This window comes from Mycobacterium uberis (assembly GCF_003408705.1).
Taxonomy (GTDB): Bacteria; Actinomycetota; Actinomycetes; order Mycobacteriales; family Mycobacteriaceae; genus Mycobacterium; species Mycobacterium uberis.
The window spans coordinates 32,347-45,507 of record NZ_QAYL01000009.1; the positions used below are offsets into that span (position 1 = coordinate 32,347).

A 13,161-nucleotide genomic window follows, 5' to 3' on the forward strand; every position below is an offset into this window, starting at 1 on the left:
CTGGCCTACGCTATGCAATCAGCGTTGCTCGCCTGACCGCACACTGAGCAGTACGTCCTCCCAAGCCGGAACGGCTGGTTTGCTTCGTCGGCTGCTCACCGGTTGGTTGTGCTGCGTGACGGTTGCCGTTGTCGTGGATTCAACGAAGTCGATGTGTGCTACTGGCGCCAGTGGGCGCAACGGACGGTTAAAGCCTGGGTTAATGAGCTCATTGGCCGGGTCATCGCTTGCGGTAACGGTTCCGCCATGGGCACCGGGCGTAAAGTAGAAATGTGCGAGGTTGTTGGAATGGCCGGCCTGCCAAGCGAGTTGCACCGTCCAGCGACCGTCCTCATTGCGCCAGGCATCCCAGCCCAGCCTATCTGGCTCGAGGCCACGCATGACCAGTGCGGCGCTGACGGTCTCTAGCAGCGTCAGTACTGCTGGGCCATCGGTGAGGACTGGGTGTGCGGCGGCGGCCAGTTCGGCAGCGCGTGAACGTTCCAATAACACCGGGTGGGCGAATCGGCGAATCCGCGCAATGTCGGAACCCGACGCCATGGCCACCTGCTCAACAGAGGCGCCAGCCCGAATACGGGCCTGAATTTCTTTAGGGCTCAGCATGTTGGTGGCGTGGATATCGAGAGACGGTTGATCCAGCACAGCCGTGTCGCCGCGCATGGCAGCGTGTAGCCGGTTGTCGACCGGCAGCCTAAAACGCTCACCAGTAACGTCACCCTCGCAGATAATGGTTTTGCCGTCGGGATTGAGTCCGACGACTTTAAGTTCCCGCATGGCTTCTCCTCGCAGACTTCGTGCAGGGCCAGCACCGGGCCTGTTACGTACTTTAGTGCAGCGAACGCCTCGAGCCGTGCTGACACGCTGGATGGTTGGGGGTCGATGAGCGCTGCGTTATAGGCGTTCGACTATCCAGTCAATGCACTCGGTGAGGGCGCTGACGTCATCGGGCTCGACCGCAGGGAACGTTGCGACCCGCAACTGATTACGTCTGAGTTTACGGTATGGCTCGGTATCAACGATGCCGTTGGCTCGCAAGATCTTCGCGACCACCGTTGCATCAACGTCGTCACTAAAGTCGATCGTGCCCACCACCTGAGAACGCAGCTCAGGATCGACGACGAACGGAGTGGTGTATGGCCGGTCTTCCGCCCAAGCATACAATCGCCCCGATGAGTCTGCTGTGCGCTTGACCGCCCACTCCAACCCACCGTTTCCTAGTAGCCAGTCTAGTTGTTCGGCCAGCAGTGCCAAGGTACTGATAGCCGGTGTGTTGTATGTCTGGTTTTTTAAGCTGTTCTCTACTGCGATTGGCAGCGACAGGAAGTCCGGAACCCAGCGACCGGACGCAGCAATGGACTCGATCCGGGCCAGTGCGGCTGGGCTCATGATGGCCAGCCAGAGGCCGCCGTCGCTGGCGAAGTTTTTCTGTGGCGCGAAGTAATAAGCGTCGGCTTGGGACATGTCGACGGGTAGCCCGCCAGCGCCAGAGGTCGCGTCGATGGCGATCAGAGCGTTGCCCGAACCGGCTGGACGGCGGATCGGGACTGCGACACCGGTCGATGTCTCGTTGTGTGGCCACGCGATCACATCGACCGACGGATCGCTCGTTGGCTCGGGCGCACTGCCCGGATCCGATTTGATGACGATGGGGTCGCCGATGAACGGGTTTTTAGTGACGGTGGAGGCAAATTTCGAGCTGAACTCGCCGTACGTCAAGTGTAGCGAGCGCTTGTCAATCAATCCGAAGGCTGCGGCATCCCAGAACGCCGTTGCGCCACCATTGCCCAGAATGACCTGATAGCCGTCTACCAAGCTGAACAGTTCAGCCAACCCCGACCGAACCCTACCTATCAGATCTTTAACTGGCTTCTGCCGGTGCGAGGTGCCGAACAAGGCGGTCGCAGTGCTGGTCAGCGCCTGCAACTGTTTGTGTCGGACCTTTGATGGTCCCGACCCGAAGCGGCCATCTAAGGGCTTGATAGCGCTGGGAATATCAAGGGAAGGGGTGAGCTGGTCGGTCATGCCACCAAGGTTAGTGCGCTGATCCGGCACGGTGACCAAGCTGGCCGATTAGCTAGACTCGCTGAAAGCTGGTGTAGCCACGAGAGACGGTGCCATAGCTGTGAGGCAGTTCGCATTACAGCAGAGGTTCCGGCATCGATCACAGCGCTCCGGAGCGATCTGGAAATTTACCGATACCTGCGGTACTGTCTACCTTATGTGCATATTGGAGTACACTCCGTCGAGGAGGCTTTGATGCCCAGGACGCAAATAGTTCGGCGTTGGCGCAACAACATGGAGGTGCGCGACGACGCTAACTATGTGGGTATGATCGCCACATTGTCCGAGGGGTCGGTGCGGCGAAACTTCAACCCGTACACTGATATCGATTGGGAGTCACAGGAGTTCGCGGTAACGGATAACGATCCGAGGTGGATGCTGCCGGCCACCGACCCGCTAGGTCGTCATCCCTGGTACTTGGCACAGCCGAAAGAACGCAAGATCGAGATCGGGATGTGGCGTCAGGCCAACGTGGCCAAGGTTGGGCTGCATTTCGAATCCATCCTGGTCCGCGGTCTGATGAGCTATACGTTCTGGGTGCCAAACGGGTCACCGGAGTATCGGTATTGTCTGCATGAATGTGTTGAAGAATGCAACCATACCATGATGTTCCAAGAGATGGTCAATCGCGTTGGTGCGGACGTCCCTGGGATGCCGCGGATGCTGCGCTGGATCTCGCCGTTGATTCCGCTGATCGCAGGCCCGTTGCCGGTACCGTTCTTTATAGCGGTGCTCGCCGGCGAGGAGCCCATCGACCACACCCAGAAGAGTGTGCTGCGCGAAAGCAAGTCGCTGCATCCGATCATGGAGCGGGTGATGGCCATTCACGTGGCAGAGGAGGCGCGACACATCTCCTTCGCTCACGGGTACCTGCGTAGGAGGTTGCCACACTTGTCTCGCATGCAGCGATTCTTTATCTCGCTGTACTACCCGCTGATCATGTGGATGTTGTGCCGGGTAATTGTGGTGCCGCCTAAGGAATTTTGGCAGGAATTTGATATTCCGCGTGAGATTAGAAAAGAGCTTTTCTTCCGGTCGCCGGAGTCGCGAAAGTGGTTGCGTGACATGTTCGCCGATGTGCGGATGCTGGCTTATGACACTGGGTTGATGGAGACGCGTTCCGCGCGGCTGGTGTGGCGGATATGCAAGATCGATGGCAAGCCGTCGCGTTACCGCAGCGAACCACAGCGTCAACACCTGGCGGCGGTGCCTGTCGCGTAGGCTGTACGGGTTCCTATGCCGCACATCATCACTCAGTCGTGCTGTAACGACGGGTCTTGTGTCTTCGCTTGCCCGGTGAATTGCATTCACCCAACACCGGATGAACCGGGGTTTGCCACCTCGGAGATGCTGTATATCGATCCGATGGCCTGCGTGGATTGTGGTGCCTGCGTGAGTGCCTGTCCAGTTAGCGCGATCGCTCCCGATACCTGGTTGGATCTTAAACAGCTGCCGTTTGTTGAGATCAATGCGTTGTATTATCCGGTGCGGCCCGCCGGCATGAAGCTTCCGCCGACGTCGAAACTGGCTCCGGTCATCCCGGCTGCCCAGGTAAAGGTTCGTTGTCGGCCGTTGACTGTGGCCATTGTCGGGTCCGGACCAGCGGCAATGTATGCTGCTGATGAGCTGCTTACCCAGCCTGGAGTGTGGGTCAACGTGTTTGAAAAGTTGCCTACTCCCTACGGTTTGGTGCGTGCTGGGGTGGCACCTGATCATCAAAACACGAAAAATGTGACCGAGCTCTTCGACCGGGTGACCGATCATCGCCGCTTCCGGTTTTTTCTCAATGTCGAGATCGGCAAGCACTTGAGCCACGCCGAATTGTTGGCCTATCACCACGCTGTGCTGTATGCGGTCGGTGCGCCCGATGACCGTCGTCTGAACGTCGACGGGATGGGTATCCCGGGTACTGGAACTGCTACTGAGCTAATCGCCTGGGTCAACGGGCATCCCGATTTTGCTTGTTTTCCAGTCGACCTAAGCCACGAACGCGTTGTAGTCGTCGGCAACGGCAATGTCGCTCTCGATGTGGCGCGACTGCTCACCGCTGATCTGGACGACTTGGCCCGTACCGATATTTCCGAGCGTGCACTGCACGCATTCGGCGGCTCTGCGGTCCGCGAGGTAGTGATCGCCGCCCGGCGTGGGCCCGCGCACTCGGCGTTCACCCTGCCTGAGCTGATTGGACTGACGGCTACGTCTGAGGTGGTGCTCGACGTCGGCGACCGCAAACTGGTGGAACGTGATTTGGCGACTGCTTCAGACACGGGGGCATCGTCCGCTCGTGGGAGATTGACCAGAAAAAAGCTGGAGATCTTGAGCAATCTGAGTGATAGTTCGACGTCGACCTCGCGGCGGCGAATCCGGCTAGCCTATCAACTCACGCCCAAGCGCGTATTGGGTAAGCAGCGTGTTACCGGTGTCGAATTTTCGGTCACTGGCACCGAAGAATCACGTCGGCTCGACGCGGGCCTGATGCTGACGTCGATTGGCTATCGCGGCAAGCGGATTCGTGGTCTCCCATTTGACGAGGCAGCGGCTGTAGTACCGAATGACGGTGGCCGTGTCATTGATCTCGGCAGCGGCCGGTCGATGCCCGGCGCGTATGTAGCTGGCTGGATCAAGCGTGGGCCTACCGGCTTCATCGGCACTAACAAGTCGTGCTCGGTCCAAACCGTTCTGGCAGTGGTCACTGACTTCAACGCTGGCCGGTTGGCTGACCCGGTAGCCGAGCCGGAGGCGCTAGTCAAGTTGGTGCACGCCCGCCAGCCCGATGCCGTCGACTTTGCGGGATGGCGGGCTATCGACGCTGCTGAGATTGCGCGGGGCAATGCCGAGGGCCGGCCTCGCCACAAGTTCACTGACGTCGCCGATATGCTTGCGGCAGTAGCCGGCCGCCAGCCGCCGCAGCGGCTGGCGGCCGGCTACTTGGCCTGTCGTGGTCGGGTACGAAACTAACTGTTTGCCTGCTCAGGCGTCGCCGCTGTGATCTCATCCATGTTGACTTCGTAGACCGGCTATCCCAGAGATCAACGATGGCCGAATGAGTCGGCGATTACACCGTAATGGTCACCCTAGAATTCGTCCGCCAGTAGTACCACTACGGTGACACCAGCGTCCAGCGCCCGCTGGAATTTTGTGTTCACATCGACTTGTCGCCACGAGTTTCCGTGAAGTCGTCATTGAGCAGCACCGTGAAACTATATAATGCGTACGGCGGCATGGATCAAGCTTGCCGTCGGGAGACCGGGCACTCGCTCTAGTTCGATACCGTCAATTTTTTTTGCGGGGCCAATCCTGGACCAGTATCCGCTCGGGGTCGATGTGTATTGACCCTGCACAGTAGGCAAGTTCATCGCGCGTGTCATTTCATTACCGGGCCCCGACAGCTATGGGGCAGCATCGCAGCCGGTGATGCTCCACGGTTCGTGAGTCTATAGGCGACATAGCGATGGCCAACAGAATCGACCATCGCACTGCGCGACTGATGAGCTCTGCAAGCTGGGGAAAGTCCGGCGAGACGGCGGAAACCGAACTTCATCGATCGCAGATGTGTTGATTTCGTTGCGGAACTCTAGGCTTTCGCAGAGAGGACTTGATCCTAGCCGTCTACTGGCTCCGGGCTGCGCGCTTGGGTGGTCTTATCTATAGAGGGCTGACGGGCGTACGAGCTGGCCGAGTTGTTTCTGCTATGAGAACGTAGGCGCGCCAGTTCGTGGTCTGACCGCAGGTGAACATTGTCGGCATAATATTGGCTGGCAACTGGGCGAGGTCTAAGATCACAGTGGCCCAGAATTCGACGTTGGTCTGGGTGGCGCGATCCGGACGGTGCTCCCGTAGCTCTGCCCACTCCAGCGCTACCGCGACCTCGTGGCGCGGTACGCCCAGCCGTTCGCAGTATCCGTGCCCGGGGATCCTCCCTACGGTAGACCTGGTGCCCGAACCTCAGCAGTCTTTCGGCTCGGTCCAGGATCCTCTTGACCAGGCCACCGTGTGTCGTTATTGCGCTCGACCTATTTAAGCATTGGCAGCACTTGGGTCGGCGTCCCCACCACCGTGCAGTGGTCTGCTTATTGCACCGGCCGCTCCGGACAGCGCTGCTGCCACGTCTACGCCGGTTGAGGCGATGACCCTCGCGGTGAACGTCGAAGCGTTCATGTCGTGTTCGGTCGTTGGCATCCGATAGGTGTCGACAGCATCGATATGTTTCGGGTCTGGATCCACCTGCCAATGAGTTGGGAATTCATCGATTGTTCGTTGTGGAACTGCTAGCTGATAGATGCTGCATGCGTACTTAGCGACATAGGACAGCGCCATTTACCTATGCTGGGGATAGCTGCTCGCGAGCGGTGGTGCCGCCGATGTTCATAGTGGTTTGTATCCTAGATAGGCGTCAGCATCGTCAGGTCTTTCTGGATGTCGACACACACAATCGTTGGTGTGGATCGACAGCGGGAGTGGCTCCGTCGGGGGCAGGCCGCTACCGAATTTGCCGTCGGCGAGTAATGCTCACACGTCACCGAACGTGACCCAGCGATGCATATGATCCTCGAGGTCAACACTTCGGTAGCGCAGCGCATCACCGCCTTTGTCCGGCTTGGCGGTAAAAGCCGCCACGCCGCTCATGCCAGAGACAAAATCTGCTGGGGGCACAGACTTATAGGGAGTTTCTCCCACCTGGCCCCAGGCCGATGTTATCGGCTGGTAACATGTCCAAGGTAGCCTTGGCTCGATGATGGCAGGACTAGATGACCAGCATTTGTCGGAGATGCGGGTGGAGTATGGTTCCGCGGAGAAGGATGACAGCCCTGATCTTCACACGGACTGGCTAGCTGACGGTTGGCTTGCGCTGTTCTGCAGGTGGATTGATGACGCGCAGCGCGCTGGAGTTGCCGAACCCAACGCCATGGTGCTGGCAACCGCTGCAAATGGCAGGCCGATGAGCCGATCGGTGTTGTGCAAGAGTGTCGATGAGGCAGGAATTACTTTCTTCACCAACTATGATTCTGCTAAGGGTAACGAGCTAACGGTGATGCCGTATGCTTCGGTGACTTTCCCATGGTATCAGCTGGGGCGGCAGGTGCACATTCGCGGCCCGGTGAGTAAAGTCGACCCGCAGGTTAACGAGGATTACTGGTCCAAACGGCCGCGGGGATCGCAACTGGGGGCATGGGCGTCGTGCCAGTCGCGGCCGATTGCCTCACGGGCAGTACTGCTCGATCAGCTGGCAGAGGTGACCATGCGCTTTGCCAACTCAGAGCGCGTTCCGATGCCGCCGAACTGGGGCGGATACCTCATTGCATCCGAGGTGGTGGAGTTCTGGCAGGGCCGGGAAAACCGGGTGCACAACCGGATTCGGGTGATCGGAGATCATATTGAGTGTCTGCAGCCCTAACGGGGTGAGGATGTGCGTTCGGTAACAACGTCAGGAAGCAACGGACGATAGTAATCGCTTCGTTGATGCCGGCATTCATTCGTTACCGGGCGCTGAGAGCCAACTCACGTCTCGACGCATCGGGGCTTGCCGGACGGACCGTCGTGAAATTCTTAGACTCGACCCCGGGCAGGCGCTCGATTGAGGTAACGACTACCTTCACAGCTATATCAAATAGGAATATCAGCCAGAGTGCAAAGGGGTTCTCGTGGCCGACATCGACGACACCGCCACCCTGAAATATCCGGGAGGTGAGATCGAACTGCAGATCGTCCGTGCCACTGAAGGTAATGACGGCATTGCGATCGACCCAGTGTTGACCAAGACCGGGCATACTACGTTTGATGTCGGCTATGGCAACACCGCATCTACCAAGAGCTCCATCACCTACATTGATGGTGATGCCGGGATTCTGCGTTACCGCGGCTATCCAATTGAGCAGCTTGCTGAGAAGTCGACCTTCATCGAAGTTTGCTATCTGCTAATCTACGGCGAGTTACCGGCTGCCGACCAGCTGGCCGAATTCACCCGTCGGATCCAGCGCCACACCATGTTGCATGAGGACCTCAAGCGGTTCTACGATGGCTTCCCGCGCAACGCGCACCCTATGCCGGTGTTGTCCAGCGTGGTTAACGCATTAAGTGCCTACTACCAGGATGCGCTGGATCCGATTGATAACGGTCAAGTAGAATTGTCTACTATCCGACTCTTGGCCAAACTGCCCACCATAGCTGCCTATGCGTATAAGAAGTCAGTCGGTCAGCCGTTCCTTTACCCGGATAATGCGTTTTCGCTGGTGGAGAACTTCCTGCGAATGACGTTTGGTTTGCCGGCTGAACCGTATGAACCTGATCCTGAGGTGGTGCGAGCTCTGGACATGCTGTTCATCCTGCATGCTGACCATGAGCAGAACTGTTCGACGTCAACCGTGCGTATGGTGGGTTCGTCGCGAGCCAACTTATTCACCTCGATTTCGGGCGGCATCAATGCACTGTGGGGGCCGCTACACGGCGGTGCCAACCAGGCGGTGCTTGAGATGCTCGAAGGTATTCGTGAGAGTGGCGACGACGTCGGTGGATTCGTCCGAAAAGTAAAGAACCGCCAAGCCGGTGTGAAATTGATGGGCTTTGGTCACCGTGTTTACAAGAACTACGATCCGCGGGCCCGTATCGTTAAGGAACAGGCCGATAAGATCCTGGCTAAGCTTGGCGGCGACGACGATCTACTGAACATCGCCAAGGGACTTGAGGAGGCGGCGCTGACCGATGACTATTTCATCGAGCGCAAGCTGTACCCGAATGTCGATTTCTACACCGGCCTGATCTACCGGGCCCTCGGTTTCCCAACCCGGATGTTCACCGTGTTGTTTGCGTTGGGTCGGCTGCCTGGCTGGATTGCGCATTGGCGTGAGATGCACGACGAGGGTGACAGTAAGATCGGTCGTCCACGCCAGATCTACACTGGCTACACAGCGCGCGACTATATCGCTATTGAAACGCGATAACTATCGCGTGGCGGCCACTTAGCGCATCCCAGCGGGTTCCGGTTGGCGATGTTGCCAGGGTGGCTAACCTCGGCAATTGATGTCCACCTTTGGTGGTGTATGCACTCAGTGGCCAACATGCTGTTCGAAGTCGTCTAGTTGGTGGCCTCAGCAGCAGGGATAACGACCTAATCAGCTTGAATTGAGTGTCGAAAGACATCATTATAGCGGAGCCTGGTCCGAGGCATGGGTAGTGTGTGCAACGGTTCTGCCATCAGCCACGTGTTGGAGCACTTGATTCGGCGGCGTTGAGAATGCGCCTTCTGCCTGATGTGGCCGACAATAGGTGTCGGCGATTACCCGTCCGGACTGAGAACCCACCACGGGTGGGTAACTGTTAACCCGACCTGGTCCGCTGCGCAGTTGAGTACCGAAGGTTCTTCCGTGACCACTCAAAAAGTGGCGAACCGGATCCATAGGGAAGGATAAAGAACCGTACCGAACCTCACCGTCATCGTAGGCGCACGAACCTCGGTGTGGATATTGTGTTTTCGCCCGCGATCTCGTCAAGATCAACGCCCTTGCCGCATGAGTTGACACTGGGTATCCCAACTTCAGGTCGCCAACGACCACCACCATCCCAGGCAAACCATTTTCAGGTCGTAATAACTTAGGTGATGGCAGCTGAATTGAATTCGTACTGTTAGGTGTTACTGGTGACCGGCACGGCCATGGCGGCGTTGTGACCGCCGGTGTCTGAAACTGCTCTGCCGCGGTGGGTGCTCGAGCTGCAAAGTATGACCCGCTCGTGGGCCATGGTGACTTCACCATTGTTGCGCCGGGGTGTGCAGCTGGTTGTCGTTTTCGGCGAACGACTAGCTCAACTCACCGTGGAAGATGTTGCTTCCAATCCTCTACAGTGTGCGTTGCCAATCTAAGGTGGTTGTTGTTTCGGTGCACGGTCAGTCATGTGTGTGGTTCATTAGAAGTTCCTGAATCTGTTCTTCCAGAACGGAATTCAGCGCAGCCAACACTAGCTCGGTCAGGTGGTAGGGCAAGATATACGAATCTTGGCGACCAAGCCTAAAATACAGAGCACAAAAACTCAATACTATCGTAGTGTAAGCGCTTGAGTCGCACAAACCGACCGACAGGGTGCTCGGGTTGGTCAGTGAATGACAGTAGGCCCCGCACGGCGGTGGATTCGGCAGCTGACCGTCAGACGCATGCGAAAGCGCCGTATCCAGTTGGCTTAATATGTCGTTGACATGGAACGTCCCGGAAAAGTCTGCTCCAGTGTGACACTGTTGTCGCGCAAACGAGACAGTTAGTCTAGCACCATGCTCATCTTGGCTTGTGCGGCCTGGGCGAGCGACGGCGGCTCGTTTAGCAGCTCAGCCAGGACCGTCGGTGTGACGCCGGCCAGAACGAACCGGCTGCGTACCGGGTGCTCCCCATCGCCGATACGGTAGTGTACTGTGCGGTCTGGGCTAATGGCGTAAATTTCTCTGCCTATAGTTATTTCGAGTCTATGATCGACAGCTATCGTGACCAATGACGTGATCACCGAACTCATCCCACCGATGGATGATGTTCCAATACCAGTCAACCACGTGTTGTGGGAAGCCGATTTCCTTCCCCAATAACTGGTCTTCAATGCGAGTGAAGGTCCTGATCAGTGCGTTGGTGACGATCATCCTGCGGACCAGGTCGTTGCCTCTCCGCGTCGGCAACGGCGTGCCCGATCGGTGTATCGACCATTGCCCGCACGCGGCTGCCGCAACGTGTTGGCGAGCCTGCCTTCTGGATCTCCCGACTCCACCCCGTTTGGCCCCCCTCCGGCTGATCCGTGTGCCGATTTGCAGTCAGCCATTAGCACTGCCATGGGTGGGCCGATTTCCTTGGGGAACGATGCATTCAGCTTGACCCCGGTTAACAAGCAGGTCCTGACGCAGTTTGCTGACAAGCTTAAGGTATGTCCAAATGCGCACGCGACGCTCAATGATGACATTGATAATTCAGGCGTCTAGGGCATCGATATCCCGTTGGTTGTCCAGTAGGTCGGTACAGTTGTCGATTTTCCGGTTACCCATGGCGTTGCCCGTGATCGCCTCGCCGTGAAAGGTTCGATTAACTCGATCTCCAGCAACGACACGTCCGATGATCGTGCCAACAAATCACCACGTCGAAGTAGTGTTCAGCTCAAGAGAATCCGGCGTGAATTTGGTGGTCCAATGGTTGTCGTACCTGTTTGTTTTTGTCGTGGGATCGACGGTTTCCTGGGTAGTTGTTGTCTTGTCAATCAAGCGAGCGGGCGACAACCAAGAAAGACAAGAAGCTCCTGCGGAAGTGCCCGACTTGAATGAGATGGGTGCACGGTGATGACCCTTCTGATGATCGACCACGCACACTGGGGGCTAGTTGCGTTTGTTCTTTGTCATCAGGTTGATGTTGACCTTGACGCTGATGGTTCGTTGCGTAAAATACCAACTGCAGTTTCCGGTGTCCGACAGGTGTGTCGGATTATGAGTCCGGATAACAGCCGCCGACGATTTCTGTTGCAGAAGAGTCACCAACGACCAAGGCTCCCGTGGTGCTATGCTTGCCTTTTGGTCCGGGCTCCGCTCGTGCCTGCGCCGACGGGCAAATGGGCCTGTAGCGTGGCTGGTAAAGGGCCGGTCGGATACCTGGCTCTAACTACAGGTGCGGCAATCTAGCATATGATTCTGCCGTGTCCTCGTTCTGGTTCAAGGGTGAGGAATCCGCGAAACGGACCTACTTCATACCGTGGCTTAAGAGCTCACAGTGATAAGGAATTAAGCAAGATTACGCCAGTTAACTGGGTGCGGGTATAAGCAGCAGTAGCCGTGCGCCGCCCAGGGGGCTGGTTTCTAATGAAGCTGTACCGCCGTGCAGCTGGGCCTGCTGGGCCACCAGCGCCAGCCCCAGGCCCGACCCCGAGTGAGAGGCTGTTGAGCCTCGAGAGAACCGTTCAAACACCACCTGGCGCTCATTTTCGGGCACTCCACTGCCGTTGTCGTCGATGGCGATTTTCACTCCGGACCGCGAACTGACCGCGGACAGCTGGACTCGCGTGGCGCCGCCATGTTTCACGGCATTGGCGATTGCATTGTCAACAGCAAGTCGCAACCCGGCCGGCAATCCCACAATGATGCAGGTCGGTGATGGGACCAGCGAGACGTCGAGGTCCGGGTAGCTCCGGGTCGCGTCGTGAGCGGCACGGTCGAGCAGGTCGGTGATGTCGACCGGCACGTGATCGTCCGACGTCGACAGCTCTCCCTGGGCCAATCGCTCCAGCGCGCTGAGAGTGGCTTCTATTCGCGACTGGGTGCGGATCACGTCGCCCAGGACTTCTTTGCGTTGATCGTCGGCCAGATCCAGGGTGGCCAGCACCTCGAGATTGGTGCGCATCGCGGTCAGCGGGGTGCGTAGCTCATGGGAGGACACTGCAGCGAAGTCGCGGGCCGAGGCCAGCGCCTCCTTGGTCCGGTTCTGTTCCTTCCAAATGCGCTGCAGCATTCCTCTTATCGCCTCGGCGATTTCCACGGCTTCGGTGGCGCCATGCACTTCCACTCGGGGTGCCTCGTCTCCGGCATCGATTGATCGTGTTTGTTGGGCGAGCTGTTTGAACGGGCGCACTGCGAATGCGGCCAGCAACCAGGCAAACACGGCTGCCGCGGCAATGGCGAATCCGCAGATCAATAGAACTCGGCGGTGCAAGTTATTGGTTTCAGCGACGGTAGCGTCGTACGTTGCGCCGACGGCAATTGACGTTGGCTCCGGTGCTGGGATCTCCACCGTGCGCACTCGGTAACGTATTCTGCGGAGGTAGGTGTCAGCGTAGTCGTCTTTCAGTTTGGGCAGTGTGATGTCGGAATTCGACGTGACCAGGTTGCCACGGCGCACGGTGATGATGGCGTCCTGGTCGTTGGGTGAGCGTGGGATTTCGTCAAGGCCGCGCGGCACGAACGGGATCGCGAAACCTGCGGCCTCGTCTAGTTTGCGGTCCAGCCGCTCCTTGCGATCGTTGGTGATCCCGACCCAGACGACGGTGCCGACAATGAGCACCGGAATTGCTGCACCGATGGCTGTCGCGACCACCACCCGGGTTCGCAACGACGGCGTACGAGCGAAAATCCGCGACAGGATATTCATGGCCTGC

Annotated in this window: 10 protein-coding genes and 1 pseudogene; 6 read left to right on the forward strand and 5 right to left on the reverse strand. The window is 58.0% G+C overall.

Features of this window, described 5'->3' with window-relative positions:
- Window positions 1-18: 18 nt before the first annotated feature.
- Together sepH and serC are read right to left on the reverse strand one after the other, a co-directional pair.
- Complete coding sequence (gene sepH, locus MUBE_RS07335; RefSeq protein WP_116540039.1) at window positions 19-774, reverse strand: septation protein SepH; 756 nt, start codon at window positions 772-774, stop codon at window positions 19-21.
- A gap of 117 nt (window positions 775-891) precedes the next feature.
- On the reverse strand, window positions 892-2,022 hold the full coding sequence (gene serC / locus MUBE_RS07340) for a phosphoserine transaminase (RefSeq protein ID WP_116540086.1): 1,131 nt from the start codon (window positions 2,020-2,022) through the stop codon (window positions 892-894).
- A gap of 234 nt (window positions 2,023-2,256) precedes the next feature.
- On the opposite strand from serC, the gene MUBE_RS07345 reads away from it, so the two are divergent.
- Window positions 2,257-3,282: an AurF N-oxygenase family protein gene (locus tag MUBE_RS07345; RefSeq protein ID WP_116540040.1), complete on the forward strand. Its 1,026-nt coding sequence runs from the start codon at window positions 2,257-2,259 to the stop codon at window positions 3,280-3,282.
- A 15-nt stretch (window positions 3,283-3,297) separates the two neighbouring features.
- A complete protein-coding gene (locus MUBE_RS07350) occupies window positions 3,298-5,019 on the forward strand; it encodes an FAD-dependent oxidoreductase (protein ID WP_116540041.1) in 1,722 nt (573 codons plus the stop codon).
- Between the two features lie 683 nt (window positions 5,020-5,702).
- On the opposite strand, the pseudogene MUBE_RS07355 reads toward MUBE_RS07350, so the two are convergent.
- Window positions 5,703-6,687: pseudogene (locus MUBE_RS07355) on the reverse strand (citrate synthase).
- Between the two features lie 109 nt (window positions 6,688-6,796).
- On the opposite strand from MUBE_RS07355, the gene pdxH reads away from it, so the two are divergent.
- The 3 genes from pdxH (at window position 6,797) to MUBE_RS07370 (ending at window position 9,916) form a co-directional block, all read left to right on the forward strand.
- Window positions 6,797-7,456, forward strand: a complete 660-nt coding sequence (gene pdxH / locus MUBE_RS07360) for a pyridoxamine 5'-phosphate oxidase (protein WP_165849766.1) — start codon at window positions 6,797-6,799, stop codon at window positions 7,454-7,456.
- Window positions 7,457-7,703: 247 nt separating this feature from the next.
- A complete protein-coding gene (locus MUBE_RS07365; RefSeq protein ID WP_116540042.1) occupies window positions 7,704-8,999 on the forward strand; it encodes a citrate synthase in 1,296 nt (431 codons plus the stop codon).
- A 731-nt stretch (window positions 9,000-9,730) separates the two neighbouring features.
- Window positions 9,731-9,916, forward strand: coding sequence for a hypothetical protein (locus MUBE_RS07370; protein WP_116540043.1), 186 nt, complete (start codon window positions 9,731-9,733; stop codon window positions 9,914-9,916).
- 389 nt (window positions 9,917-10,305) lie between these two features.
- Here the strand turns inward: MUBE_RS07370 and MUBE_RS07375 are convergent, their stop codons facing one another.
- On the reverse strand, window positions 10,306-10,545 hold the full coding sequence (locus tag MUBE_RS07375) for a hypothetical protein (RefSeq protein ID WP_133297076.1): 240 nt from the start codon (window positions 10,543-10,545) through the stop codon (window positions 10,306-10,308).
- 593 nt (window positions 10,546-11,138) lie between these two features.
- On the opposite strand from MUBE_RS07375, the gene arfB reads away from it, so the two are divergent.
- Window positions 11,139-11,360: a channel accessory protein ArfB gene (arfB, locus tag MUBE_RS20720; protein ID WP_481318832.1), complete on the forward strand. Its 222-nt coding sequence runs from the start codon at window positions 11,139-11,141 to the stop codon at window positions 11,358-11,360.
- Between the two features lie 453 nt (window positions 11,361-11,813).
- Here the strand turns inward: arfB and MUBE_RS07385 are convergent, their stop codons facing one another.
- Window positions 11,814-13,154, reverse strand: a complete 1,341-nt coding sequence (locus MUBE_RS07385; RefSeq protein ID WP_116540045.1) for a sensor histidine kinase — start codon at window positions 13,152-13,154, stop codon at window positions 11,814-11,816.
- Window positions 13,155-13,161 lie beyond the last annotated feature (7 nt).

Bases quoted from the DNA above. Each gene is read 5' to 3' on its own strand.
- MUBE_RS07350 (WP_116540041.1), top strand. From the start codon at position 3,298: ATGCCGCACATCATCACTCAGTCGTGCTGTAACGACGGGTCTTGTGTC.
- serC (WP_116540086.1), bottom strand. From the start codon at position 2,022: ATGACCGACCAGCTCACCCCTTCCCTTGATATTCCCAGCGCTATCAAG.
- pdxH (WP_165849766.1), top strand. From the start codon at position 6,797: ATGGCAGGACTAGATGACCAGCATTTGTCGGAGATGCGGGTGGAGTAT.
- MUBE_RS07345 (WP_116540040.1), top strand. From the start codon at position 2,257: ATGCCCAGGACGCAAATAGTTCGGCGTTGGCGCAACAACATGGAGGTG.
- sepH (WP_116540039.1), bottom strand. From the start codon at position 774: ATGCGGGAACTTAAAGTCGTCGGACTCAATCCCGACGGCAAAACCATT.
- MUBE_RS07385 (WP_116540045.1), bottom strand. From the start codon at position 13,154: ATGAATATCCTGTCGCGGATTTTCGCTCGTACGCCGTCGTTGCGAACC.
- arfB (WP_481318832.1), top strand. From the start codon at position 11,139: ATGATCGTGCCAACAAATCACCACGTCGAAGTAGTGTTCAGCTCAAGA.